The following is a 23,175-nucleotide window of genomic DNA, read 5'->3' on the forward strand; positions in this document are numbered from 1 at the left end:
CGCGGGCCCGCCGGGCGACGCGCCGGGGGCGCTCACAGTCCCGTCCCAGGAGCGCCCCCGGCGTCGCCGCCGCCGGTCAGTCCTTCGCGTACCGGTTGGCCCGGGCGAAGGTGCCCATGTCGTTGAACCGGACGCCGTTGGCGGCCAGCACCGGGTGGATGTCGCGCTCCATCAGCTGGCGCACGTAGAACGGGTCGGCCACGTAGAAGTGGTGGATCGGGTGCGTGCTGCCGAAGTTCGCGCAGAACACCTGGAACGGCGCCAGGTACCACTTGTTGAACACCTGGGTCTGCTGCAGGACGTTGCCCTGCTCGACGTCGCCCTGGTAGTGCATGTTGCTGGAGATGAAGTGCAGGCAGAAGCCGCGCCACACGTTCGGGCCCACCCACACGACGGTGAGCACGGTGAGGGCGTGCAGCAGCCCGGCGGGGACGGCGGCGCCCAGCCAGGAGGCCAGGTGCAGGCCGAGGAAGCCGTACCAGATGGTGATCGCGACCGGGGTCAGCCCGATGCTGGCCTTGAGGATGGTGCGCCGCCACAGCGCGTCCTCCTCGTCGACCGGCTTGGTCAGCACGATCCGGACCATCGCCGGCACGTAGGGGTCGAGGAGGCTGTACAGCCGCACCAGGCCCCACGGCTTGCCGTTGGTGATCGACACCTCCTCGATGTCGTCGGGCAGGCCCGAGTAGGCGTGGTGCCGCAGGTGCAGCCGGATCCGGTAGACCGGGTTGATCGTGTAGGGCCGGAACGCCCACACGGCGTAGAGCAGGGCGTAGCGCACCGCCTTGCGGCGGCGGAAGTAGAGCGCGTGGATCAGGTCGTGCTCGACCTCGTGGCCGATCGCGGCGAAGGCGGCCGACACGAGGACCGTGACGTACCAGGGCAGGACGCCGGTCAGGTACAGAGCGCCGCTGCCGACGAAGCCCAGCAGGGCCACGGAGAAGGCCGCCAGCCCCAGGGCGTCCTGGTGCCGCAGCCCCGGGTGGTCGCGCCGCAGCTCCTGCGAGCGCTGCCGGATCGCGGTGGTAATGACCTTCGTACGGGCCCGGTCGTCGGCGTCCATGCCGGTCAGGTCGACGGGGATCTCCACCGGCAGGTCCGCGGCCGCGGGCACCGTGCCGGTGCCGAACAGGCCCATCGGGGCCGGCGCGGTGGTGGTCGTGGCACCGGGCGGTGCGTCGAGCTCGGGCGCGGTGCTCATGCGTGTGTCATCCCTCCGACGGAACGGTCGGCCGGACGCTAACGGTGCGTCACGACCTCCGTCGAGGTGCGCGTGTGAACAGGGCACGAACCGGAGTCGCCGGGTGCGCAGGTGCACCGTGCGTCACGCCCGCCCCACCCGTCCCACCGGGAGGGGGAGGACGGCGGGCGGGGTCAGGCAGCCGGGGGGCGCAGCGGCAGGACCCGGCTGCGCGGGGTGCCGGTGCCGGTGTCGGCCTCGGCGGCCAGCAGCGCCCGGCCCATGACCCGCAGGCCGTCCAGGTCGTGCACGTCGCCGGCGGCGGCGGGCACGGTGCGCACCGGGACCTCGGGGTGCGCGCTGCTGAACCGGTCGGCCAGCCGCTGCTCGCGGGTGGCCACGGTCATCCGGTCGGCGTGCACGCGCAGCGCGCCGGCGGCCAGCTCGGCGCCCGGGCCGCCGGCCTCCAGGACCGCCTCGGCCGCGGCCTCGGCGCGGGTCGCCGACAGGCCGGTCGTCGCCGGGGGGTGCGTGCGGTTGACCACCAGGCCGGCCAGGGGCATGCCCTCGCTGGAGAGCCGGTCGACGAAGTAGGAGGCCTCCCGCAGCGCGTCCGGCTCGGGGGCGGCGACGACCACGAACGCCGTCCCGGGCTGGCGCAGCAGCTGGTAGGTGGCGTCGGCACGCTCGCGGAAGCCGCCGAACATGCTGTCCAGCGCGGAGACGAAGGCGGAGATGTCGTTGAGCAGCTGCCCGCCGAGGACCTTGCTGATGATCCGGCTGAACAGGGCGAAACCCGCGCCGACGAGCCGGACGCCGGCCCGGCCACCGGCCCGCGCGGGGGCGGTGAGCAGCCGGATCATCGTGCCGTCGAGGAAGCGGGACAGCCGGTTCGGGGCGTCGAGGAAGTCCAGCGCCGAATGCGAGGGCGGGGTGTCGACGATCACCAGGTCCCAACGGTCGCTCTGCCGCAGCTGCCCCAGCTTCTCCATGGCCATGTACTCCTGCGTGCCCCCGAAGGAGGACGACAGCGCCTGGTAGAAGGGGTTGTCGAAGATCACCTGCGCCCGTTCGGGCGTCGAGTGCGCGGACACGACGTCGTCGAAGGTCCGCTTCATGTCCAGCATCATCGCGTGCAGCTCGCCGCTGGCCCCCGGCGTCTCGACCAGCCGCGGCTCGTTGTCCAGCTCGACCAGTCCGAGCGACTGCGCCAGCCGGCGGGCCGGGTCGATCGTGAGGACGACGACCTCCCGGCCGGCCTCCGCCGCGGCCAGGGCCAGCGCCGCGGACGTCGTGGTCTTGCCCACGCCGCCGGAGCCGCAGCAGACGATGATCCGGGTCTCCGGGTCGCTGACCAGGGCGGCGAGGTCGAGGGCCGGGGCGGGCCCGGTCCGGCGGGGGGCGGTCACGCGGCGACCTCCGTCTGCAGGTGGCCGCTGAGCCGGTCGGCCAGCTCGAACAGGCAGCCCAGGTCGATGGGGGACGACGACAGCGGCAGCTCGACCACCGGACGGCCCAGCGCCTCGACGTCCCCGCGCAGCGCGTCCTGGGCCTGCCAGCGGCGGGCGTGCTCGACCGCCTCGGCGACCAGGGCGTCGGCGACGGCGGCGTCCCCGGGCAGGTGTGCCGCGGCCAGCGCGGGGAGCAGGTCGGCGCCGGACAGCCGACCGGCGGCGGTGGCGGCCAGGTCGGCGGCCGGCAGCAGCGGCTCGGTGGCCATGTTGACGATCACCGAGCCCACCGGCAGCCGCAGCGTCTCGAGCTCGGCGATCGCGTCGGCGGTCTCCTGCACGGGCATGTCCTCCAGCAGGGTCACCAGGTGCACCGCGGTCTGCGGCGACCGGAAGACGGCCATCACCCCGTCGCTCTGGCTCTTGATCGGGCCGGAGCGGGCCAGGCCGGCCACCTCGCCGGTGACGTTGAGGAACCGGGAGATCCGCCCGGTCGGCGGGGCGTCGACGACGACGGCGTCGTAGACCGGCCGGCCGTCCTTGCCGCGGCGGGTGACCGCCTCCTTGATCTTCCCGGTGAGCAGCACGTCGCGCAGGCCCGGGGCGATGGCGGTGGCGAAGTCGACCGCGCCCATCTTGCGCAGCGCGTAGCCGGCGCGCTTGAGGTTGTAGAACATGTCGAGGTACTCCAGGAAGGCGGCCTCGACGTCGATCGCCAGTGCCTTGACCTCGCCGCCGCCGCGGGTCACGGCGACCCGGCGCTCCTCGTAGGGCAGCGGCGGGGTGTCGAAGAGCTGGGCGATGCCCTGGCGCCCCTCGGTCTCCACCAGCAGCACGTGCCGGCCGTCGGTGGCCAGGGACAGGGCGAGCGCCGCGGCGACCGTCGTCTTGCCGGTGCCGCCCTTGCCGGTCACGACGTGGCACCGCACGGGCATGGGCTCGGAGGTCACCCCCAGGAGAGTACGAGCGGTCGCCGGGTCCGGCCCGGCGCGAGGCTGCGCTAGCGTCGCGGCATGAGCGAACCGGCCCGCCGTACCTGGGAGTACGCCACCATCCCGCTGCTGATCCACAACACCAAGGCGATCCTGGACTCCTGGGGCGTCGACGGCTGGGAGCTGGTGCAGGTGCTGCCCAGTGGTGACTCCGGCACCCAGCTGGTGGCCTACCTGAAGCGCCCCACGAACTGATGACCGCCTCCGACCAGCCCACGAGCTGGACCGCCCGGCTGGCCGAGCTCGGTGTCCGGCTGCCCCCGGTGGCCGCCCCGGTCGCCGCGTACGTCCCGGCCATCCGCACCGGCCAGCTGGTGTTCACCTCCGGGCAGCTGCCGTTCGTCGACGGCGGGCTGCGGCGCACCGGCAAGGTCGGCGGCGCCGTCGACATCGAGGACGCCGCCGCCGACGCCAAGGTCTGCGCCCTCAACGCGCTGGCCGCGATCGACGACCTGGTGGGCCTGGACGCGGTCGCGCGGGTGGTCCGGGTCGTCGGTTACGTCGCCAGCGCCGAGGGCTTCAGCGGCCAGCCGCGCGTGGTCAACGGCGCCAGCGAGTTCCTCGGCCGCGTGTTCGGCGAGGCCGGGCAGCACGCCCGCTCCGCCGTCGGCGTCGCCGAGCTGCCGATGAACGCCCCCGTCGAGGTCGAGCTCACCGTCGAGCTCCGCTGAACCCAGCGCCGTCCGTCCGTCCGTCCGTCCGTGGCGGGTGCGTCCGGGATCAGGTGACCTGATCGTGCGTGCTCCTGGCTCACCTCCGGAGGTGAGCCAGGAGCACGGCCGGTGAGCTCAGCTGATCCCAGCGCGCAGCGGGCGCAGCGCGCACCCGGCGCAGGACGCGAGAAGGCCCCGCTCCGGATCGGAGCGGGGCCTTCTCGCGTGACGGGTGGCTCAGCGCGCGCGGCGGCGCAGCCGGTCCTCGTCGAGGACGACGACGGACTTGCCCTGCAGCTGGATCCAGCCGCGGTGGACGAAGTCGGCCAGCGCCTTGTTCACCGTCTCGCGGGAGGCGCCGACCAGCTGGGCCAGCTCCTCCTGCGTCAGGTCGTGCTTGACGCGCAGGCCGTCGCTCTCGCGGCTGCCGAAGCGGTCGGCCATCTGCAGCAGCGCCTTGGCCACGCGGCCGGGGACGTCGGTGAAGATCAGGTCGGCGACCGAGTCGTTGGTGCGGCGCAGCCGGCGGGCCAGCACGCGCAGCAGCTGCTCGCCGATCTCCGGGTGCGCGGTGATCCACGGCCGGAGCATGTGGTTGGGCATCTTCGCCAGGCGCACGTCGGTGACGGCGGTGGCGGTGGCGGTGCGCGGCCCCGGGTCGAACACCGAGAGCTCACCGAACTGGTCGGAGGGGCCCATGACGGCCAGCACGTTCTCACGACCGTCCGGCGCGCGCCGGGAGAGCTTGATCTTGCCGGAGAGGACGACGTAGAGGCTGTCGCCCGACTCGCCCTCGTTGAAGACCACCCGGCCGCGGGGGAGCGTCACCGTCTCCAGGGCGCTGGCCACCGGCTCGGCAGCCTCCTCCGACAGCCCCTGGAACAGGCCGGACTGGGCAAGGACCTCGTCCACGTGCACCTCTCGAACGTCCTCACGGGTGCGATGGCGACCCGTGTTGCTGGTGAGTCTAGGGCTTGTGGTCCGCCTCACCAGTGCACTGCGTCACCGGACTGCCCACTCTGAGTGGCAGCCGAACATCGGACGTCGCCCGGGCGGGTGATCAGCCGGCGTGCCGGCCCCGCTCGGTCGGCTGTTCCGGCGTGCGGTCGGCCTGCCGGTCGGTGAGCACCGGCCGCGGCGCGGTGCGCGGGCGGCTGCGACGGCGCATCCGCCAGCGGGTCATCGCCCGGCGGATCCCCGAGTGCGCCAGCGTGCTGACCTCGGCGTCGGTGGCGGTGCCGAGGAAGTCCTCGACCTCGCGCTGCGACGTGGGGCGCCGCAGGGGCTCCTCGACCCGCTCCATGACGAGCAGGAAGGCGATCAGCAGCGGCGGGAACAGGATGACGATGAGGGCGACCACGGGCACCTCCTCGGGTCGTGCGTCCCCGGGCGGAGCGGCCCGGGAGGGTCGGCGTCGTCGTGCGGGCGGCGGGCGCTGCGGCCGGGGCCGGAGCACGCACCTGCGTCGAGTATGACGGGCGCCGCCACCCAGGCCCGACGCCTACCCTCACACGCGTGTCCCGGCCCGCCCCTTCGCCCGCCAGCCAGTCCGCCGAGTCCCCGGCCGACCCGTCGGTCTACACACGTCCCGCCCGGGCCCGGCGTCCCGGTCCGGTCGCCCGGCTGGGGGTCGCGCCGTTCGACCCGCAGGAGAGCCCGCTGGCCCGCACCCGCCGGGCCCGCCGGATGGCCCGCGAGCTGGCCGTGATCCACCCCGACGCGCACTGCGAGCTGGACTTCACCACCCCGCTGGAGCTGCTGGTGGCCACCGTCCTGTCGGCGCAGACCACCGACAAGACGGTCAACAAGGTCACCCCCGCGCTGTTCGCGCGCTACCCGGATGCGCACGCCTACGCCGGTGCCGACCGCGAGGAGCTCGAGACGGTCCTCAAGCCCACCGGGTTCTTCCGGGCCAAGGCGAACTCCGTCATCGGCCTGGGGCAGGCGCTGGTCGAGCGCTTCGACGGTGTCGTCCCGGGGCGGCTGGAGGACCTGGTCACGCTGCCCGGCGTCGGGCGCAAGACCGCCAACGTGGTGCTGGGCAACGCCTTCGGCGTCCCCGGGCTGACCGTCGACACCCACTTTGGCCGGCTGGTGCGCCGTTTCGGCTGGACCGCCGAGGACGACCCGGTCAAGGTCGAGACCGAGGTCGCGGGGATCGTGCCGAAGAAGGAGTGGACCGACTTCTCCCACCGGGTGATCTTCCACGGCCGGCGGGTCTGCCACGCCAAGAAGCCGGCCTGCGGGGCGTGCGGTCTGGCGGCCTGGTGCCCGTCGTTCGGGATCGGCCCGCTCGACCCCGAGGTCGCCGCGAAGCTGGTCAAGACCCCCGCCGCCTCGGACACCGAGTGAGCCGCGGCCCGCGCGCCCTGGCCGCTGCCCTGGCGGTCGGGCTGGCGCTGCTCACCGCCTGCGGCTCGGACGACGCCCCGGCCGACCCGCCCGCCCAGCCGGTCGCCGCGCTGGCCCCCTGCCCGGAGCAGCCGGACACCCCGGCCGCGGACAGCGACCTGCCGGCGGTCTCGCTGGACTGCCTCGGCGGCGGGACCCTCGACCTGACCAGGGCGCCGGGCGTGCCCACCGTGCTCAACCTCTGGGCCAGCTGGTGCGGGCCCTGCCGGGAGGAGCTCCCCCTGGTGCAGGAGCTCGCCGACGTCGCCGGTGACCAGGTGCGGGTGGTCGGGGTGGCCAGCAAGGACGGCATGCCGCAGGCCACCTCGTTCGCCGCCGACGCAGGCATCACCTTCCCCGGCGCGTTCGACGGCGACGGCGCGGTGATGACCGCGATGCGGCTGGTCGGTCTGCCGGCCACGGCCTTCCTCGCCGCCGACGGCTCGGTCGCCTTCGTGCAGGTCGGCCCGGTGCGCTCGATCGAGGAGTTCGAGGAGCTGGTGGCCACCCACCTGGGGGTGCAGCTGTGACCGGGCCCGCCGCCGACCTCGCCGGGCTGCCCGAGCACGTGCAGCGGCTGGTGACCAACGCCGGGCGGCTGCCGCGCATGCGCACCGAGCGGCCCTCGTCCACCGCGCGCCGCTCGGCCGTGCTGATCCTCTTCGGCGAGGGCCCGGCCGGCCCGGACGTGCTGCTGATCGAGAAGTCGCCGCACCTGCGCAGCCACGCCGGGCAGCCGGCCTTCCCCGGCGGCGGGGCCGACCCCGGCGACGAGTTCCCGGTCGGGACGGCGCTGCGCGAGGCGCACGAGGAGGCCGGGGTCTCACCCGACGGCGTCCGGGTCCTCGCCGTGCTCCCGGAGCTGTTCCTGGGGCACTCGGACAACCTCGTCGTCCCCGTCGTCGGCTGGTGGGACGACCCCCGCGAGGTGACCACCGGCGACCCCCGGGAGGTCGCCCGCGTGGCCCGGGTGCCGCTGGCCGACCTGGTCGACCCGGCCAACCGGTACCGGGTGCGCATCGCCACCGGCTACGTCGGCCCCGCGTTCGGGGTCGCCGGCATGGTCGTGTGGGGCTTCACCGCCGCGCTGCTGGACTCGGTGCTCACCGCCGCCGGCCTCGACCGGCCCTGGGACACCACCGACGTCCGCCCGCTCGCGACGCCGGCCGGCGGCCCGGAGCCCGGCCGGTTCCCCGGTCCCGGCGCCCCCGTCGCCGCGCCGACGGACGACGACGACGCGGCACGCGGGGCCGCCGCGCGTACGGTTCCGGGGCCATGAACTCCGCTGCAGCTCGCGCCCGAGGAACGCACCGGACCACCCTGAGCAGGGGGCCGGCCGGCGTCCTGCTCAGCGGTGCGCTCGTGCTCGCGGTGCTCACCGGCTGCTCGGACTCCGAGCCCACGCTGCCCGAGGTCACCCGGGCCACCTCCGCGGACGCCGGGGTCGTGCGGACCGCGCCCGACGGCGTCCAGGAGGTCACCCTGGAGACCGGCGACGACTACGCGTTCACGCCGGCCACGTTCACCGTCGCGCCGGGTCCGGTGCGGCTGACCGTGCGCAACACCGCGAAGCAGCTGACCCACAACTTCCTCTTCACGAAGGGGAAGGGTCCGGAGGAGATCACCGAGCAGATCCCCTTCCTCGGTCCGGGGGACAGCAAGACCATCGCGTTCACCGCCACCGCGCCGGGCGACCACCCCTTCGAGTGCAGCTTCCACCTCGCCCTCGGCCAGGTCGGCACCATGACGGTGAGCGCCCCGTGACCGGGCGCAGCGCGGCGTGCGCGGGCCGGTCCGGGACGGGAGCCGGCTGAGGTGTCCCTGCTCGACCTGGCCCTGATCGTGCTGGCGCTGGTCTTCGCGCTGTCCGGGTTCCGGCAGGGCGTGATCGTCTCCGTCACCTCCTTCGTGGGCTTCTTCGGCGGGGCGGTGATCGGGGCGCAGCTGTCCGGGCCGGTCTCCGAGGAGCTCGCCACCTCCTCGGTCACCCGGGTGTTCGTCGCGCTGGTCGTGGTCCTGGCCGGTGCGCTGCTGGGCCAGCTGCTGGCCGGCATGGTCGGCCGGGCGGTGCGCAAGCGGGTCACCTGGGAGCCGGCCAAGATGGTCGACGCCGCCGCCGGTGCGGTGGTCTCCGCGGCCGCCGTCCTGCTGGTGGCCTGGATGGTGGCGACCCCGCTGGCGAGCTCGCCGCTGCCGGGGATCGCGGGGCAGGTGCGGCAGTCGACGCTGGTGCAGGCGGTCGACCACACCGTGCCCCCGCAGGTGCGCTCGCTCTACGACTCGCTGCGGCAGGCCATCGACCGCAACGGCCTGCCCGACGTGCTCGACCCGCTCACGCCCACCGAGGCGCGGCAGGTGCCGGCGCCGGACCAGGCGCTGCTGGCCAACCCGGTGGTGGCGAGCGTGCAGGGCTCGGTCGTGCAGGTCCAGGGCATCGCGACCTCCTGCTCCAAGCAGATCGACGGCTCGGGCTTCGTCTACGCCGACCAGCGGGTGATGACCAACGCGCACGTGCTGGCGGGGGTGACCGCCCCGGAGGTGATCGCCGAGGGTGAGAGGTACGACGCCGTCCCGGTCTACGTCGACGAGGAGACCGACGTCGCGGTGCTCGCCGTCCCCGGCCTGCCCCAGGTGCCGCTGTCGTTCGCGCCGACGCCGGTCGACACCGGCGCCGACGCGATCGTCATGGGCTACCCCGGCGGCGGCCCGTTCTACGTCGGCCCGGCGCGGGTGCGCGACCGCGGCGAGATCAGCGGCCCGGACTTCCGCTCCACCGGCACCGTGCAGCGCGACGTCTACGCGCTGTTCGGGGAGGTCCGGGCCGGGAACTCGGGCGGACCGCTGGTCGCCCCCGACGGCACCGTGCTCGGCGTGGTGTTCGCCTCCGCGATCGACGATCCCGAGACGGGGTACGCGCTCACCGCGGCGCAGGTGATGACGGCGGCGACCACCGGGGCCGGTTCGAGCGCACCGGTGGACACCGGCTCCTGCGAGTGAGAGGAACCCGTCCTCCTCATCCCTCGCAAGCTCGGGACGAGCCTCTGGACGGGGCCGATGGCTGGTGGCGCGGCGTGATCGACCTGCGTCAGGGACTCGCCCAGCGGGCGATGGCCTCGGTGACCTCGGTGGGGGACTCCTCGTGCGGGAAGTGGCCGATGCCGGGGAGGGCGCGCCACTCGTAGGCGCCGGCGACGTAGCGGCCGGAGCCGGTGGCGGTCGAGGGCAGGACGTAGGGGTCGGCGGCGCCGTGCAGCTGGAGCGTCGGAGCGGTGATCGGCGCGGACATCCGGCGGGCGTAGCGCAGGCCGTCGGGGCGCAGCTGCGAGCGGCCGGCCCAGCGGTAGTACTCCATGGCGCCGTAGGCGGCCTGCGGGATGCGCGAGGCGGAGCGGTACCGGTCGACGGCCTCGGCGAAGTCGGTGGTGCTCGCCCACGCGGGCCCGGCCCAGCGGCGCATGAGGTCGGCGACGGGGTCGTCGTCGGCGCGGGTGAGCCGGCGCTCGGGCAGCCGGGGGAGCTGGAAGCGCAGGGCGTAGGCCAGGGCGCGCCGCTGCCGGGGGTCGGTGATCGAGGACCGCAGCCGACGGGGGTGCGCGGCGGAGACGACCACCAGCCGGCGGACGCTGCGCGGGTGCAGGGCGGCCATCGTCCAGGCCACCAGCCCGCCCCAGTCGGAGCCGACGACGACGGCCTCGGTCTCGCCCAGGGCCCGGACGACGGCGGCGGCGTCGGCGGCCGCGGTGGGCAGGTCGTAGCCGCGCGGGGGCTTGTCGCTGGCGCCGAAGCCGCGCAGGTCGGGGGCGACGACCCGGAACCCGGCCGCAGCCAGGCCGGTCAGCTGGTGCCGCCAGGTCCACCAGAACTGGGGGAAGCCGTGCAGGAGCAGGACGAGCGGCCCGCTGCCGGCCTCGGCGGCGTGCAGCCGGACGCCGTTGGCCGAGACGTCCCGGTGCGCCCAGGGGCCGGGCAGCAGGACGCTGGTGGCGTCGGGCTGCCCGGCCCCTGGGTCGGTCACGGTCGCTGCGGGCGCGAGGTCAGCGCAGCGGGGCGTGCGGGTCGGCGACGACGACCTTGCCGTTGCGCACGGTGGGGAGGTCGTGCTGACGCTGGCCGGGGGCCTCGCGGCGGGCCAGGTCGGGCAGGTCGTGCAGCGTCTCCAGCGTCTTCTCCGGCTTCTGGATCTTCTTGACCTGGCGGTAGCCGATGAAGGCCACGACCGCGGCCACCACGACCAGCAACGCGAAGACGATCAGGAACGCCGCCCAGCGGGGGAGCCACTCGGCGAGCAGCTCGGCCAGGAAGAAGAAGAAGAAGAAACCGGCGAACAGGAGCATCGCGCCGGCGGCGGCGAAGGCCGCGGCACCGATGCCGCCGCGCTTGGCGGAGGTGGTGAGCTCGGTCTTGGCGAGCTCGATCTCCGAACGGATCAGCGTGGACATGTCGGCCATCGCGCTCTTGGCGAGCGTGCCGACCGACGGTTCGGTCGGGCCCGTGGGCCGACCCGCCAGCTGGGTCGTCGAGACACTGTGGGCCACGGGTGGCTCCTCTCTGATCTGCGCCGGGTGCGACGCGTTCCTCCGGTGATCGTGCCGCATGATCGCCGCGCCCGCCGGTCCGGATCACCCGCTCGTGGCGCATCTCGCCCTCGGCGGTCAGGCGACGTCGCAGCGGCAGCCGCAGTCGGCCACGTGCGGGACGGCGTTCTCCCGGGCCGACAAGGGTGCTGACGGGAACAGCAGCGCGTCGCACCCGGCCGGGCAGGTGCACGTCGGTGCCCAGGTGTCGGTGGGTCGCCGGGCTCCCTCCTCGGCCAGCCGCCGCTGCTCGGCCCAGGCGGCCTGCCGCCGGGCCCGGGCCCGGGCCTGCGGCGCATCGCCCGGCTGCGGCACCTGGTGGTCGGACGGTTCGCCGCGTCGGGTCCGGCGGTGGTCCCGGGCCCGCCGGTCGCGGTCGAACGTGTACCAGGGACGCGGCCGGCTGTACCGGACCTCGTCGTGCCACCAGCCCTCGTCGCCGTACCGGGTGTCCAGGTGTGCCGGGAAGCGCCGGCCGGCCATGTCGCGGACGGCGTTGCCCGCCATGCCGCCGACCTCGTCGCCGGCGTCGTCGAGGAGGGCCAGCCGGAGCCCGGCGAGTCGGGCGGCGCGCATGAGCACCGTCGCCGGGAGGTCGCGATCACCGGTCTCTGCCCGCGCGACAGCTCCGCTGCTCACCGAGAGGGCGTCGGCGAGCTCCCGCTGGGACAGGTCAGCCGCCCGGCGGATGCGTCGCACCCAGGCGCTGAGCTGTGATCGGCCCCGCAGTTCGTCGTCGCCCACGAGGTCGACGATGGCGCGTCGAGGCGGTCCCGTGGGGCGGCTCGACGCGAGCTGTGGACAGACGAGGGAGGAAGGGCCGAGGCGGTCACGTGCCCCTGGCGGGAGTCGTGCTCTGCTCACCAGGGTGAGCAGAGCACGACTGCCGCGGGCGGTGACCCCGGAGACCACGGCCGAGGAGCCAGGCGACCCTGGCCTGTGTCCGGGCTGCCCGGGCTGGCCTCGTCGGCGCGCCCCCGGACGGACGCGGGGGCGCGGCGACGATGCGCGCCTCAGTCCTCGCTGGAGGTGGCCGGGAGCTTGGCGCTGATCAGGTCCATCACCGAGGAGTCGGTCAGCGTCGAGACGTCGCCGAGCTCGCGGTTCTCCGCGATGTCGCGCAGCAGCCGGCGCATGATCTTGCCCGAGCGGGTCTTGGGCAGCTCGGCGACGACCATGATCTGGCGCGGGCTGGCGATCGGGCCGATCTCCTTGCGGACGTGCTGCCGCAGGACCTTGACCAGGTCCTCGCCGGAGTCGACCGCGTCCCCGCGCAGGATCACGAACGCGACGATGCCCTGGCCGGTGGTCGGGTCGGTCGCGCCCACGACGGCGGCCTCGGCCACCGTCGGGTGGCTGACCAGCGCCGACTCGACCTCGGTGGTGGAGATGCGGTGCCCGGACACGTTCATGACGTCGTCGACCCGGCCGAGCAGCCAGATGTCGCCGTCCTCGTCGAGCTTGGCGCCGTCGCCGGCGAAGTAGACGCCCTCGCCGTACCGGCTCCAGTACGTGTCCTTGTACCGCTCGTCGTCGCCCCAGATGGTGCGCAGCATCGACGGCCAGGGCTCGGTGAGCACCAGGTAGCCGGTGGCGCCGGGGGAGATCGGGTTGCCCTCCTCGTCGACCACGGCCGCACCGATCCCGGGGAACGCGCGCTGCGCCGAGCCGGGCTTGAGCGAGGTGGCGCCGGGCAGCGGGGTGATCATGTGGCCGCCGGTCTCGGTCTGCCACCAGGTGTCGACGATCGGGCAGCGGCCCCCGCCGATGTTCTCGTGGTACCAGAGCCACGCCTCGGGGTTGATCGGCTCACCGACCGAGCCGAGCAGCCGCAGCGAGGACAGGTCGGCCGCGGCCGGCACCTCGGCGCCCCACTTCATGAACGTGCGGATCGTCGTGGGCGCCGTGTAGAGGATCGTGACGCCGTACTCGGCCACGATGTCCCACCAGCGGCCCTGGTGCGGGGTGTCCGGCGTCCCCTCGTACATCACCGACGTCGCCCGGTTGGCCAGCGGGCCGTAGACGATGTAGCTGTGGCCGGTGACCCAGCCGACGTCGGCGGCGGTCCAGAAGACGTCGGTGTCGGCCTTGAGGTCGAACGTCGCCCAGTGCGTGTAGGCGATCTGGGTCAGGTAGCCACCGGAGGTGTGCAGGATGCCCTTCGGCTTCGCCGTCGTCCCGGACGTGTACATGATGTAGAGCGGGTGCTCGGCGTCGAAGGCCTGCGCCTCGTGCTCCGCCGACTGGCCGGCGACCAGGTCGTGCCACCAGACGTCGCGGCCCGGCGTCCACGCGACGTCCTGCTCGGTGCGCTTGACCACGAGCACGCTGCGCACGCCCTCGGACTTGGTCAGCGCCTCGTCGACGTTGGGCTTCAGCGCGCTCGGCGCCCCGCGCCGGTAGCCGCCGTCGGCGGTGATGACGACCTTCGCGTCGGCGTCGGTGATCCGGCTGGCCAGCGCCTCGGGGGAGAACCCGCCGAACACGACCATGTGGACGGCGCCGATGCGGGCGCACGCCAGCATCGCGAACACCGTCTCCGGGATCATCGGCATGTAGATGGCCACCCGGTCACCGGCGGTCACGCCGAGCTCGGTGAGGGCGTTGGCCGTGCGGCACACCTCGTCCTTGAGCTGGGCGTAGGTGATCGTGCGGGTGTCGCCGGGCTCGCCGACCCAGTGGTAGGCGACCTTCTCGCCGTGTCCGGCGTCGACGTGCCGGTCGACGCAGTTCACCGCGACGTTGAGCTTGCCGCCCACGAACCACTTCGCGAACGGCGGGTTGCTCCAGTCCAGGACCTCGGTCCACGGCTCGGCCCAGTCCAGCCGCGCGGCCGCCTCGGCCCAGAAGCCCAGCCGGTCGGCGGCTGCCCGCTCGTAGACGTCCGGCCCGACGTTCGCCGACGCGGCGAAGTCGGCGGGGGGCGGGAAGCCCCCGGCCGGCATGCGGCTGGACAGGCTCTGCTCGGTGGACGGGGTCTGCTCGTCGGTCGTCTCGCTCACGCGCACCTCCGGGTCCGGGCGCCGCCTCGCCACGAGGCGGCGCTGCCTCGGGGGACAACCTATGGCCCCGGTCACCCCGGCGTCAGGCCGGACCACGCCGTGGTGGACGGCAGACTGGGGGAGTGACCACCGACGGGGCCCAGGCGAGCGTCGCGGCGCGCCTCCCGGGCGCCGGCGCGCTCGGTCTGCTCGCCCCGCCCGGCGCCGCCGTCGTCCCGGCCGTCCGGCTCGCCGACCCCGGCTGGACGGCGCAGGTGCTCGCCGCCCGGGCGCTCCGGCAGCGCACCCGCGACCGCCGTGTCCTGGCGACGCAGTGGTGGTGGTACTCGGCCTCGAGCGTGCTGCTGACCCCGGCGCTGGCCGGGCTGGTCACCGGCGTGCGGCTGTCCGCGCGGCTGGCCGACACCTCCGTGCACCTGCTGGCCGGGCACACCCCGATCGCCGCGACCGCCACCGCCGGGGCCGGGGACGACGTCGCCGGCGAGCTGCACGGCTCCCTGGCCGCGGTGGTGGCCGCCGTGGCCGAGGCCGGCGGGATGCGCGCGCGGCCGCTGTGGGCGATCGCGACCGACTCGCTGGCCAACCGGCTGCTCGCGCTGGGCGGGGCGGTCGGCGACGTCGGCGCGGTCACCGCACTGGCCGGGCCGCTGGCCGCCGCGATCGGCGGGCCGTTGCCCGCGCCCCGCTACGTCGACGTGGCCACGCCGTCCGGGGGCACCGCCCGGTTCACCCGCCGGGCGTCGTGCTGCCTGCTCGACCGGGTGCCGCACGAGGTGCGGTGCACCTCCTGCCCGCACCGGACGCCGTCCGAGCGCCAGGTGCTCCTGGAGGACGCCGCGTCCCGCTGACGCAGGAGGGCCCCGGCCGCTGCGACGACCGGGGCCCCTCGGGCAGGTGGGTGCGTCAGCGACGCGGCTGGGCGCAGACGGCGGCGTCCACGGCGTCCTCCCAGGCGACGTACTGGTGCAGGTCCTCGGGGTCGGCGTTGGCCGGCTCGCCGGTGACGGTCAGCGTGGCGCCCCGGCCGTCCTCGGTGAACGCGTTGCGGGTGTGCACGCCCGGCAGGTCACCGCCGTGGCCCCAGCCCTCCACCCCGCAGGGCAGCTCGTGGCCGGCCAGCCCCAGGCCGTACTCCATGCCGGTCCCGCGCAGCGAGAGGTCCGGGGCCGGCACGGTCGTCTTCATCTGGGCCAGCTGCGCCGGCGGCAGCAGCTGCCCGCCGAGCAGGGCGCGGAAGAAGGTCGCCAGGTCGCGCGGCGTGGAGACCAGCTGGCCCGCGGCGCCGCCGATGGACGGGTCGAGCTCGGTCACGTCGGTCAGCGGTCCGCCGGCCTCGGCCTGCGTGTAGGTGTGCGGGTGGCGGCCGCGGACGGTCAGGTCGCCGTCCGCCGGCCAGTAGGTCTGTCGCAGGCCCAGCGGCTCGATGATCCGGCGCTCGATCTGGTCGGCGACGGACCGGCCGGTGACCTCCTCGACGACCATCCCGGCCAGCACGTAGTTGGTGTTGGCGTAGGAGAACACCCCCTGCGGGGTCGCCGGCCGGCCGAGCCCGGCCGCCACCAGCTCTTGGGGCGTGAAGTGCCCGGTCAGCCCGGTCTCGGCCCAGTCCGGGTAGACGACGTCGTCGTAGTCGGGCAGCCCGCTGGTGTGCTGCAGCAGCTGGCGCACGGTGATCTGCCGGCCGTCGCCGCCCGGCCCGCGGACCAGCCCGGGCAGGTACCGCTCGACCGTCTGGTCCAGGCCGATCCGGCGCTCGGCGACCAGTTGGAGCACCACGGTCGCGGTGAAGGTCTTGGTGTTGCTGGCGATCCGCACCCGGCCGTTGACCGGTGCCGGCTCGCCGGTGGTGACGTCGGCGACGCCGGCTGCCACGTCGCGGACGCGCCCCCGCCCGTCGACCACGGAGCCGAGCACCGCGGGGAAGCCGCCCTCGCTCACCAGGGCGTCGACGTCCCGCTGGACGGAGGCGATCGGTGCGGGGGCGTGCCCCGGGGTCGCGGACGCGGTCGCCGGGGCGAGCAGCCCGGTGCCGGTCAGGGCGGCCAGGACGGCGCCGGTGGCCACGAGCGAGCGGCCGCGGCGGCCGGGGCGGGAACGGGCGGGGAGGGCACGGGTACCGGTCACGGGGTGGAGCTCCTCGGGACGGAGGTGGTGTGCGGACTGCTCCAGCCTCGGTCCCGGTGGTGGCCCCGACGATCCCGTCAGCCCGACACCCGGGGTGGTGCAGGCACCACCCGGGCTGCTCGTCCGGTCGACCTGCCGGCGGCCGTCACCGGCAGCGGAGCAGGGCCGCTGCGGTCAGGCGCCGAGCGACACGACGTCGCCGACGACCCAGACCGCGGGGGGCCGCACGCCCTCGGCGGTGATGGTGGCGGCGAGCCCGGCCAGGGTGGTCCGCAGCGTCCGCTGGGCGGGGGTGGCCCCGTCGGTGACGACGGCGACCGGGGTGTCGGCGGCCCGGCCGTGCTCGACCAGCGCCGCGGCGATGGCCGGCGCGGTGTCCACGCCCATGAGCACCACGATCGTCCCGCGCAGCCGGCCCAGCGCCGCCCAGTCGACCAGTGACGCCGGGTGGCCCGGCGGGACGTGCCCGGAGACGACGACGAACTCGTGAGTCATCCCGCGGTGGGTGACCGGGATGCCGGCCAGCTCCGGGACGCCGATCGCGCTGGTGACCCCGGGGACGACCTCGACCGGTACGCCCGCGGCGGCGCACGCCTCCAGCTCCTCGTAACCGCGGCCGAAGACGAACGAGTCGCCGCCCTTGAGCCGCACCACGCGCTTGCCGGCCAGGGCGCGGGTGACCAGCAGCTCGTTGATCTGCTCCTGGGCCATCGAGCGCCCGCGGGGCAGCTTGGAGGCGTCGATGACCTCGACGTCGGCCGGCAGCGAGGCCAGCAGCGCCTGCGGGGCGAGGTGGTCGGCGACCACGACGTCGGCGTTGGCGACCGCCTGCCGGCCGCGCACGGTCACCAGCCCGGGGTCGCCGGGGCCACCGCCCACCAGGACCACGCTGCCCGGCGCCACCGAGGCCGTGCGGGAGGTGCGGTCGGCGATCGAGCCGTCGGTCAGCCCGGTCAGCACCGCGTCGCGCACGCCGACGGCCCGCTGCGGGTCGCCGCCGCCGTGCACGCCGACGACGAGGTCGCCCTGCCGGCCGACCGCGGGGGTCCAGGCGCTGGACAGCCCCCGGTCGTCGGCGCGGGCGCAGAACACCCGGTCGCGCTCGGCCTCGGCGGCGACGGCGGCGTTGACCGCGGGGTCGTCGGTGGCGGCGACGGCGTACCAGGCGCCGGCCAGGTCGCCCGCGACCCAGCCGCGCCGGTGCCAGGTGACCGAGCCGGGCGCGACCAGCGCCTCCAGGGCAGGGGTGACCTCCGGGCTGACCACGGTCACCAGGGCGCGCGCCTCGAGCAGGCCGGCCACGCGGCGGTGGGCGACCTGGCCGCCGCCGACGACGACGACCCGTCGTCCGGCCAGGCGCAGGCCGACCGGGTAGACGGCGCCGGGGTCTGCAGGAGCGGTCATCAGCTCGTCTCGTCGGAGGTCGGGGCGGTGCCGGGGGGACTGGGCTGCGGATCGCGACGCTGCGGACCGGGCACCAGGATCGCAGCCAGCGCGGCGGCGAACGCACGGGAGGTGCCCGGGTCGCGGACGGCCACCCGCAGGTGGTCGGCCGGCAGCCCCGGGAAGGTGTCCCCGCGGCGGACCGCCCAGCCCTGCTCCCGCAGCTGCGCGCGCACCCGGGCTGCGCCCGGCACCCGCAGCAGCACGAACGACGACCGCGGTGTTCCCACCACCTCGACGCCGGGCGGCAGTGCGGCCAGCAGCGCCGCCCGGTCGGCCTCCAGCCGCACCGCGGCGGCCCCGGCCTCGGCGCGGGCGGCCGGGGAGGTGCAGGCGACCAGCGCAGCCAGCGCCGGCGTCGAGACCGGCCAGTGCGGCTGCTGGGCGGCCAGCGCGGCGACCAGGTCGGCCGGCCCGAGGGCGTAGCCGACGCGCAGCCCGGCCAGGCCCCAGGTCTTGGTCAGGCTGCGCACCACGAGCAGGCCGGGCAGGTCGGTGCGGGCGGCCAGCGACGCCGGCTCCCCGGGCACGGTGTCGGCGAACGCCTCGTCGACCACCAGCACCCGGCCGGGCCGGGCCAGCGCGGCGACGTCGTCGGCGGGGTGCAGCACGGAGGTGGGGTTGGTCGGGTTGCCCAGCACCACCAGGTCGGCGTCCTCGGGGACCTCGCCCAGCCGGTAGGACGGCGGGGCGAGCAGCACCCGCTCGACGGCGTGGCCGGCGGCGCGCAACGCGGCCTCGGGCTCGGTGAAGGAGGGGTGGACGACGACCGCGCGGCGCGGGGAGAGCGCCCGGGCCAGCAGCGTGAAGGTCTCCGCGGCGCCGGCGGTGAGCAGCACCTCGGCCTCGGGGCGGCCGTGCGCGGCGGCGACCGCGGCGCGGGCCGGCCGGGGGTCGGGGTAGGCGGCGCTGGCGTCGACGGCGTCGTGCAGCACGGTGCGCAGCCAGGCCGGCATGTTGCCCGCCCGCACGTTCACGGCCAGGTCGACCAGTCCTGGCGTGGCCTCGGCGTCGCCGTGGTGACGCAGGTCGACGTCCGGCGGGGCGGCGTCGTCGGCGACCGCGACGGTCACCGGGCCGTGCACGGTCTTGGCGACCAGCAGCCGGCTCCCGCCGAGCAGCGCGGCGGCCTCGGCGACCGAGGGGGTGCCGACCGCGGTCGCGACCCGGTCCGACGGGGTGGGCACCGCGACGGCGGCCAGCGCGGCGGCGGGGTGCCCGGTGAGCGGCCAGCCCCGGCTCGCCGCGGCCTCCCGCAGTCCCGGCTCGGCGGCCCGGGTGTCGAGGGTGGCCAGCCGGACCGGCCCGGACGGCGCGGGCAGCACGGCGTCGACGGCGGCGAGCACCTCCGTGGCGCGCACCCCCGCCCGCGCGCCGACGCCCACGACGATCAGGTCCGCACCCCGGGCCGGTCGGGCAGCGCGGCGACCAGCGCGTCCGCGTCGCGGGGGAGGGCGCCGTCGGGGAGCAGCCCGAGGGCCTGCAGCCGGGCGCCCACGGTGAGCGCCCAGGGGCGGTCCAGCCGCGCCCGGGCCAGCAGCGCGTCGTCGCCGAGGACGGCGTCCGGCGCGCCCTGCACGACACCGCCGTCGACGACCACGGCGACCTCGTCGGCCCAGCGCAGCGCCAGGTCGACGTCGTGGGTGCTCATCACGACCGTGGAGTCGGCCTGCTGCAGCCGGGCGAGCGCGGCCAGCGCCTCGCCGACCGCCGTGGGGTCCAGCCCGGCGGTCGGCTCGTCGAGCAGCAGCACGCAGGGCCGCATGGCGACCGCGCCGGCGATCGCGACCCGCTTGCGCTCGCCGTAGGACAGCTGGTGGGTGGGGCGACCGGCGAGGTGGGTGACGGCGAGCAGGTCGAGGGCCTCGGCGACCCGGGCGCGCACCTCGTGCTCGGTCAGCCCGAGGTTGACCGGGCCGAAGGAGACGTCCTGGGCGACCGAGGCGCTGAACAGCTGGTCGTCGGGGTCCTGCAGCACCAGCTGCACCTCCTGCCGGTGCGCGCGCAGCCCGGCGCGGGTGTGCCGCAGCTCGGCGCCGTCGAGGGTGACCCGGCCGCGGGCGGGCTGCAGCGCTCCGGACAGGCAGCGCAGCAGCGTGGTCTTGCCGGAGCCGTTGGCGCCCAGCAGCGCCAGCCGCCGTCCGGCGGGGATCGTGAGGGACGCGCCGTCCAGCACCCGGGCGCCGCGCTCGTACCCGGCGACCAGCCCGTCCGCGGCGAGGGTCAGGTGGCTCACGCGAGCACGCTCACCGCGGTGAGGGCGGCCAGCCCGGTGACCGTGCCGGCCACGAACCGGCCCGACGACGGCAGCGCCTCGGGCAGCACCCGCAGGCCGGCCTCCATGCCGCGGCCGGCCAGCCCGTCCTGCAGCCGGCGGGCGCGGTCCCAGGAGCGGGTCAGGACGGCGGCGGCGAGCATCCCCGAGGAGCGGTAGGAGCTGCGGATGCTCGCGTGCCCCATCCGGGCGGTCTGCGCCTCGCGGATGGTCGACAGGCTGGTGAGCAGCACGAACAGCATCCGGTAGGTCACCGACGCCACCTCGACCACCGCCGCCGGCACCCGCAGCCGGGCGAGCGCGGGCAGCAGGTCCGACATCGGGGTGGTGGTGGCCAGCAGCAGCACCGCGGCGCTGCCGGCGACGGAGTGCCCGACCAGCGCGCCGGCGCGCGCGGCGGCGTCCGGCGCCCAGCCCCACCCGCCGGAGCCGACCTCGACGACGGTGGTCAGCGCGCCGAGGGCGATGAAGACCAGCGGCACCCGCACCGCGCGGCCGAAGGTGCGCGCCGGCACCCGCGCCGGGCCCAGCGCCAGCACGACGGCGGTCAGCCCCACCAGCACGCTGCCCGGCCACACCGGCAGCAGCAGCGCGCACAGCACCAGGCCGACGGACAGCAGCAGCTTGTCGGCGGGGGAGCGCAGCCGCCAGGCGCTGGCCCAGGCGGCGTCGTCGACGGCCAGCCCGGTCACGGCTCCGCCGGGGGCACGGGCACCGCGGCGGCCCGCTCGGCCAGCCGCCGGCCGCGCAGCCGGCCCAGCACGTAGCCCAGCACCACGCCGCCCAGGCCCGCCTGCAGCGCGAACAGGCCGGACTCGACCTCGCTGGAGCCGGGGGAGAACACCGACTCGAACCACGGCTCGTAGCCGGGCTGCGACTCCGCGATGAGCTCGGTGGCCTGGCTGTCGGTGCCGGCGTACTCGCGGTCGCCGCCGGTCAGCAGCGGGACGGCGAACAGCGCGACGACGGCGAGCACCAGCAGCGCGGTGACCAGGTGCCGCCTCACGGCTCGGCCCGCTCGGCGTCGGGGCGCAGGACACCGAGCCGTACCAGCTCGGGCCGGGCGTTGACCGTCAGCACCCGGAACAGCAGGACGCCGAGCAGCCCCTCGCCGATCGCCAGCGGCACCTGGGTGACCGCGAAGACGCCGAGGAACTTCGCCGCCGCGCCCAGGAAGCCGCTCTCGGCGTCCGGGAAGGCCAGCGCCAGTTGCAGCGCCGTCGTCACGTAGGTGGCCAGGTCCGACAGCGCCATCGCGGCGAACACGGCGGGCAGCAGGCCGCCGCCGAAACGTTCCACCAGCCGGTAGGCGCCGTAGCCCACCCACGGCCCCACGACCGCCATGGAGAAGGCGTTGGCGCCGAGCGTGGTGAGCCCGCCGTGGGCCAGCAGCAGCGCCTGGAACAGCAGCACGATCGTGCCCAGCAGCGCCATCACCGGTGGCCGGAACAGCACCGCGCCCAGTCCGGTGCCGGTCGGGTGGCTGGAGCTGCCGGTGACCGAGGGCAGCTTGATCGCGCTCAGCACGAACGTGAACGCGCCGGCCGCGCCCAGCAGCAGCGTCGACTCGGGGTGCTCGCGCACCTCCCTGACCACGCAGCGGGCGCCGTGGACGACGAACGGGGCGGCGGCCAGCGTCCAGCCCAGCGCGTGCGGGGCGGGCAGGAAGCCCTCAGCGATGTGCACTCGGCACCTCCGGGGGGCTGGGCGGGGCCGACGGCCGTCGGGAAGAGACCGCGGCGGCGACGAAGCGGGAGGCCAGCTGCGGCGATCCGGCCCAGTTCAGGTGCAGGTAGGAGGCGTGCACGTTGGCCGTGACGAACCCCTCCGGGCCGTCGGCGTTCCACTGCCACGCCGGGGTGGCGCCCGCGGCTGGGCCGGCGGTGGTGCGGTGGAACTCGTGCCCGCGCACCCGGGTGCCGGCCGGGGCCAGCACGCTGTCGGTCAGCGCCACCGCCGCGCGGTAGCCCAGCGTCAGCTTCGGGTGCATCGCCGTGGTCGTGGGCAGCACCCCGCACATCGGCTCGCCGTCCAGCTCCCGGGACAGGTAGAGCAGCCCGGCGCACTCGGCGGCGATCGGGCCCCCGGCGGCGGCCAGCTCGGCGATCGCCGTCCGCAGGCCGACGTTGGCGGCCAGGGCGCTGGCGTGCACCTCGGGGAACCCGCCGCCGACCACCAGCGCGCGGGTGCCCGCGGGCAGGGCGTCGTCCCGGAGCGGGTCGACGGTGACCACCTCGGCACCGGCCGCGGCGAGGAGCTCGGCGGTCTCCGCGTAACCGAAGGTGAACGCCGGTCCGCCGGCCACGGCGACCACCGGGCGGCCCTCGACGCGCGTCACCTCGGCGGTCGGGTCCCAGGGGTCGCCGGCCAGGTCGGGGGCGGTGCGGGCCAGCCGCAGGACGGCGTCCAGGTCGATGCTCGACTCGACGACCGCGCCCAGCGCCCGCACGGTGCGCACGGCCTCGGCCGACCGCTCGGCGGCGGGCACCAGGCCCAGGTGCCGGGACGGCGTCTGCAGCTCGGCGATCCGGCGGACCGCGCCCAGCACCGGCACGCCGGCCGCGCCCAGCGCCTCGCGCAGGATCGCCTCGTGCCGGTCGCTGCCGACCCGGTTGAGGACGACGCCGCCGATGCGCACGGTGGGGTCGAAGGTGGCGAACCCGTGCACCAGCGCGGCGACGCTGCGGGCCTGCGAGGCGGCATCGACGACCAGCACGACCGGGGCCTGCAGGTGCGTGGCCAGCTGCGCGGTGGAGCCGTAGCCGGGCTCGACGCTGGCGTGCGCGGCGCCGTCGAACAGCCCCATCACGCCCTCGACCACCGCGACGTCCGCGCCGCGTGCGCCGTGCAGGAACAGCGGGGTGATCCGGTCGTCGCCGACCAGCCACTTGTCCAGGTTGCGGCCCGGGCGCCCGGCGGCCAGGCCGTGGTAGCCGGGGTCGATGTAGTCGGGCCCCACCTTGTGCGGGCTGACCCGCAGCCCGCGGCTGGTCAGCGCGGCGATCAGCCCGGTGGTGATCGACGTCTTGCCGGCGTTGGACGACGGCGCGGCGACGACGATCCGCGGGATGGTCGTCATCGCCCGGCCTC

At 75.7% G+C, this 23,175-nt stretch carries 25 protein-coding genes; 8 read left to right on the forward strand and 17 right to left on the reverse strand.

The window, feature by feature from the left end; translation table 11 throughout:
• Positions 1 to 76: 76 nt before the first annotated feature.
• The 3 genes from ACGBYP_RS15645 to ACGBYP_RS15655 all read right to left on the reverse strand — a co-directional run bounded on the left by ACGBYP_RS15645 (position 77) and on the right by ACGBYP_RS15655 (position 3,581).
• On the reverse strand, positions 77 to 1,201 hold the full coding sequence (locus tag ACGBYP_RS15645) for a fatty acid desaturase (RefSeq protein WP_411585578.1): 1,125 nt from the start codon (positions 1,199 to 1,201) through the stop codon (positions 77 to 79).
• A 173-nt stretch (positions 1,202 to 1,374) separates the two neighbouring features.
• Positions 1,375 to 2,589: an ArsA family ATPase gene (locus tag ACGBYP_RS15650; RefSeq protein ID WP_411585580.1), complete on the reverse strand. Its 1,215-nt coding sequence runs from the start codon at positions 2,587 to 2,589 to the stop codon at positions 1,375 to 1,377.
• Positions 2,586 to 3,581 (reverse strand): ArsA-related P-loop ATPase, encoded by a 996-nt coding sequence (locus ACGBYP_RS15655; protein WP_411585582.1) that lies wholly within the window; start codon positions 3,579 to 3,581, stop codon positions 2,586 to 2,588. The genes ACGBYP_RS15650 and ACGBYP_RS15655 overlap by 4 nt, the downstream gene beginning before the upstream one ends.
• 63 nt (positions 3,582 to 3,644) lie before the next feature.
• Here ACGBYP_RS15655 and ACGBYP_RS15660 point away from each other — a divergent pair, with 63 nt between their 5' ends.
• Positions 3,645 to 3,818, forward strand: coding sequence for a DUF4177 domain-containing protein (locus tag ACGBYP_RS15660; protein ID WP_237492791.1), 174 nt, complete (start codon positions 3,645 to 3,647; stop codon positions 3,816 to 3,818).
• Positions 3,818 to 4,294 carry a RidA family protein gene (locus ACGBYP_RS15665; RefSeq protein ID WP_411585584.1) on the forward strand — a complete coding sequence of 159 codons (477 nt, stop codon included), beginning with the start codon at positions 3,818 to 3,820 and terminating at the stop codon, positions 4,292 to 4,294. Before ACGBYP_RS15660 ends, ACGBYP_RS15665 begins: the two co-directional genes overlap by 1 nt.
• Before the next feature lie 219 nt (positions 4,295 to 4,513).
• Here ACGBYP_RS15665 and ACGBYP_RS15670 read toward each other — a convergent pair whose 3' ends face one another.
• Positions 4,514 to 5,188 carry a Crp/Fnr family transcriptional regulator gene (locus ACGBYP_RS15670; RefSeq protein ID WP_411585585.1) on the reverse strand — a complete coding sequence of 225 codons (675 nt, stop codon included), beginning with the start codon at positions 5,186 to 5,188 and terminating at the stop codon, positions 4,514 to 4,516.
• Between the two features lie 148 nt (positions 5,189 to 5,336).
• The gene (locus tag ACGBYP_RS15675; RefSeq protein ID WP_411585587.1) at positions 5,337 to 5,636 is read right to left on the reverse strand and encodes a hypothetical protein; all 300 of its coding nucleotides are present in this window, start codon (positions 5,634 to 5,636) and stop codon (positions 5,337 to 5,339) included.
• A 155-nt stretch (positions 5,637 to 5,791) separates the two neighbouring features.
• Here ACGBYP_RS15675 and nth point away from each other — a divergent pair, with 155 nt between their 5' ends.
• The 5 genes from nth to ACGBYP_RS15700 are packed head-to-tail and all read left to right on the forward strand — an operon-like array spanning position 5,792 to position 9,664.
• Positions 5,792 to 6,628 carry an endonuclease III gene (gene nth, locus ACGBYP_RS15680; protein ID WP_411585589.1) on the forward strand — a complete coding sequence of 279 codons (837 nt, stop codon included), beginning with the start codon at positions 5,792 to 5,794 and terminating at the stop codon, positions 6,626 to 6,628.
• Positions 6,625 to 7,197 (forward strand): TlpA family protein disulfide reductase, encoded by a 573-nt coding sequence (locus ACGBYP_RS15685; protein WP_411585591.1) that lies wholly within the window; start codon positions 6,625 to 6,627, stop codon positions 7,195 to 7,197. Before nth ends, ACGBYP_RS15685 begins: the two co-directional genes overlap by 4 nt.
• Positions 7,194 to 7,946, forward strand: a complete 753-nt coding sequence (locus ACGBYP_RS15690) for an NUDIX hydrolase (protein ID WP_411585593.1) — start codon at positions 7,194 to 7,196, stop codon at positions 7,944 to 7,946. Before ACGBYP_RS15685 ends, ACGBYP_RS15690 begins: the two co-directional genes overlap by 4 nt.
• Positions 7,943 to 8,431, forward strand: coding sequence for a cupredoxin domain-containing protein (locus ACGBYP_RS15695; RefSeq protein WP_411585594.1), 489 nt, complete (start codon positions 7,943 to 7,945; stop codon positions 8,429 to 8,431). Before ACGBYP_RS15690 ends, ACGBYP_RS15695 begins: the two co-directional genes overlap by 4 nt.
• Positions 8,432 to 8,482: 51 nt before the next feature.
• The gene (locus tag ACGBYP_RS15700) at positions 8,483 to 9,664 is read left to right on the forward strand and encodes a MarP family serine protease (protein ID WP_411585596.1); all 1,182 of its coding nucleotides are present in this window, start codon (positions 8,483 to 8,485) and stop codon (positions 9,662 to 9,664) included.
• A gap of 88 nt (positions 9,665 to 9,752) precedes the next feature.
• On the opposite strand, the gene ACGBYP_RS15705 is transcribed toward ACGBYP_RS15700, so the two are convergent.
• The 4 genes from ACGBYP_RS15705 to acs all read right to left on the reverse strand — a co-directional run bounded on the left by ACGBYP_RS15705 (position 9,753) and on the right by acs (position 14,186).
• Entirely contained in the window at positions 9,753 to 10,682 is a 930-nt protein-coding gene (locus tag ACGBYP_RS15705) for an alpha/beta fold hydrolase (RefSeq protein ID WP_411585598.1), read from the reverse strand.
• 19 nt (positions 10,683 to 10,701) lie between these two features.
• On the reverse strand, positions 10,702 to 11,202 hold the full coding sequence (locus tag ACGBYP_RS15710) for a phage holin family protein (protein WP_411585600.1): 501 nt from the start codon (positions 11,200 to 11,202) through the stop codon (positions 10,702 to 10,704).
• 117 nt (positions 11,203 to 11,319) lie between these two features.
• On the reverse strand, positions 11,320 to 11,985 hold the full coding sequence (locus tag ACGBYP_RS15715) for a helix-turn-helix domain-containing protein (protein WP_411585602.1): 666 nt from the start codon (positions 11,983 to 11,985) through the stop codon (positions 11,320 to 11,322).
• Positions 11,986 to 12,254: 269 nt separating this feature from the next.
• The gene (gene acs, locus ACGBYP_RS15720) at positions 12,255 to 14,186 is read right to left on the reverse strand and encodes an acetate--CoA ligase (RefSeq protein WP_411586058.1); all 1,932 of its coding nucleotides are present in this window, start codon (positions 14,184 to 14,186) and stop codon (positions 12,255 to 12,257) included.
• 179 nt (positions 14,187 to 14,365) lie between these two features.
• Between acs and ACGBYP_RS15725 the strand changes: the two genes are divergently transcribed.
• Positions 14,366 to 15,091, forward strand: coding sequence for a (2Fe-2S)-binding protein (locus ACGBYP_RS15725; RefSeq protein WP_411585604.1), 726 nt, complete (start codon positions 14,366 to 14,368; stop codon positions 15,089 to 15,091).
• A gap of 55 nt (positions 15,092 to 15,146) precedes the next feature.
• Here the strand turns inward: ACGBYP_RS15725 and ACGBYP_RS15730 are convergent, their stop codons facing one another.
• The 8 genes from ACGBYP_RS15730 to ACGBYP_RS15765 form a co-directional block, all read right to left on the reverse strand.
• Positions 15,147 to 16,367 (reverse strand): serine hydrolase domain-containing protein, encoded by a 1,221-nt coding sequence (locus ACGBYP_RS15730; protein WP_411585605.1) that lies wholly within the window; start codon positions 16,365 to 16,367, stop codon positions 15,147 to 15,149.
• A gap of 174 nt (positions 16,368 to 16,541) precedes the next feature.
• Entirely contained in the window at positions 16,542 to 17,771 is a 1,230-nt protein-coding gene (gene cobA / locus ACGBYP_RS15735; RefSeq protein ID WP_411585607.1) for a uroporphyrinogen-III C-methyltransferase, read from the reverse strand.
• Positions 17,771 to 19,195: an Rv2231c family pyridoxal phosphate-dependent protein CobC gene (gene cobC / locus ACGBYP_RS15740; RefSeq protein WP_411585608.1), complete on the reverse strand. Its 1,425-nt coding sequence runs from the start codon at positions 19,193 to 19,195 to the stop codon at positions 17,771 to 17,773. The genes cobA and cobC overlap by 1 nt, the downstream gene beginning before the upstream one ends.
• 5 nt (positions 19,196 to 19,200) lie before the next feature.
• The gene (locus ACGBYP_RS15745) at positions 19,201 to 20,046 is read right to left on the reverse strand and encodes an energy-coupling factor ABC transporter ATP-binding protein (RefSeq protein ID WP_411585610.1); all 846 of its coding nucleotides are present in this window, start codon (positions 20,044 to 20,046) and stop codon (positions 19,201 to 19,203) included.
• Positions 20,043 to 20,777 carry a cobalt ECF transporter T component CbiQ gene (cbiQ, locus tag ACGBYP_RS15750; protein WP_411585611.1) on the reverse strand — a complete coding sequence of 245 codons (735 nt, stop codon included), beginning with the start codon at positions 20,775 to 20,777 and terminating at the stop codon, positions 20,043 to 20,045. Before cbiQ ends, ACGBYP_RS15745 begins: the two co-directional genes overlap by 4 nt.
• Positions 20,774 to 21,091, reverse strand: a complete 318-nt coding sequence (locus ACGBYP_RS15755) for an energy-coupling factor ABC transporter substrate-binding protein (protein ID WP_411585612.1) — start codon at positions 21,089 to 21,091, stop codon at positions 20,774 to 20,776. The genes cbiQ and ACGBYP_RS15755 overlap by 4 nt, the downstream gene beginning before the upstream one ends.
• A complete protein-coding gene (locus ACGBYP_RS15760; RefSeq protein ID WP_411585613.1) occupies positions 21,088 to 21,771 on the reverse strand; it encodes an energy-coupling factor ABC transporter permease in 684 nt (227 codons plus the stop codon). The genes ACGBYP_RS15755 and ACGBYP_RS15760 overlap by 4 nt, the downstream gene beginning before the upstream one ends.
• Positions 21,758 to 23,164, reverse strand: coding sequence for a cobyrinate a,c-diamide synthase (locus ACGBYP_RS15765; protein ID WP_411585615.1), 1,407 nt, complete (start codon positions 23,162 to 23,164; stop codon positions 21,758 to 21,760). The genes ACGBYP_RS15760 and ACGBYP_RS15765 overlap by 14 nt, the downstream gene beginning before the upstream one ends.
• Between the last annotated feature and the right edge of the window lie 11 nt (positions 23,165 to 23,175).

It is taken from the genome of Modestobacter sp. SSW1-42 (assembly GCF_046635825.1).
Taxonomy (GTDB): domain Bacteria; phylum Actinomycetota; class Actinomycetes; order Mycobacteriales; family Geodermatophilaceae; genus Modestobacter.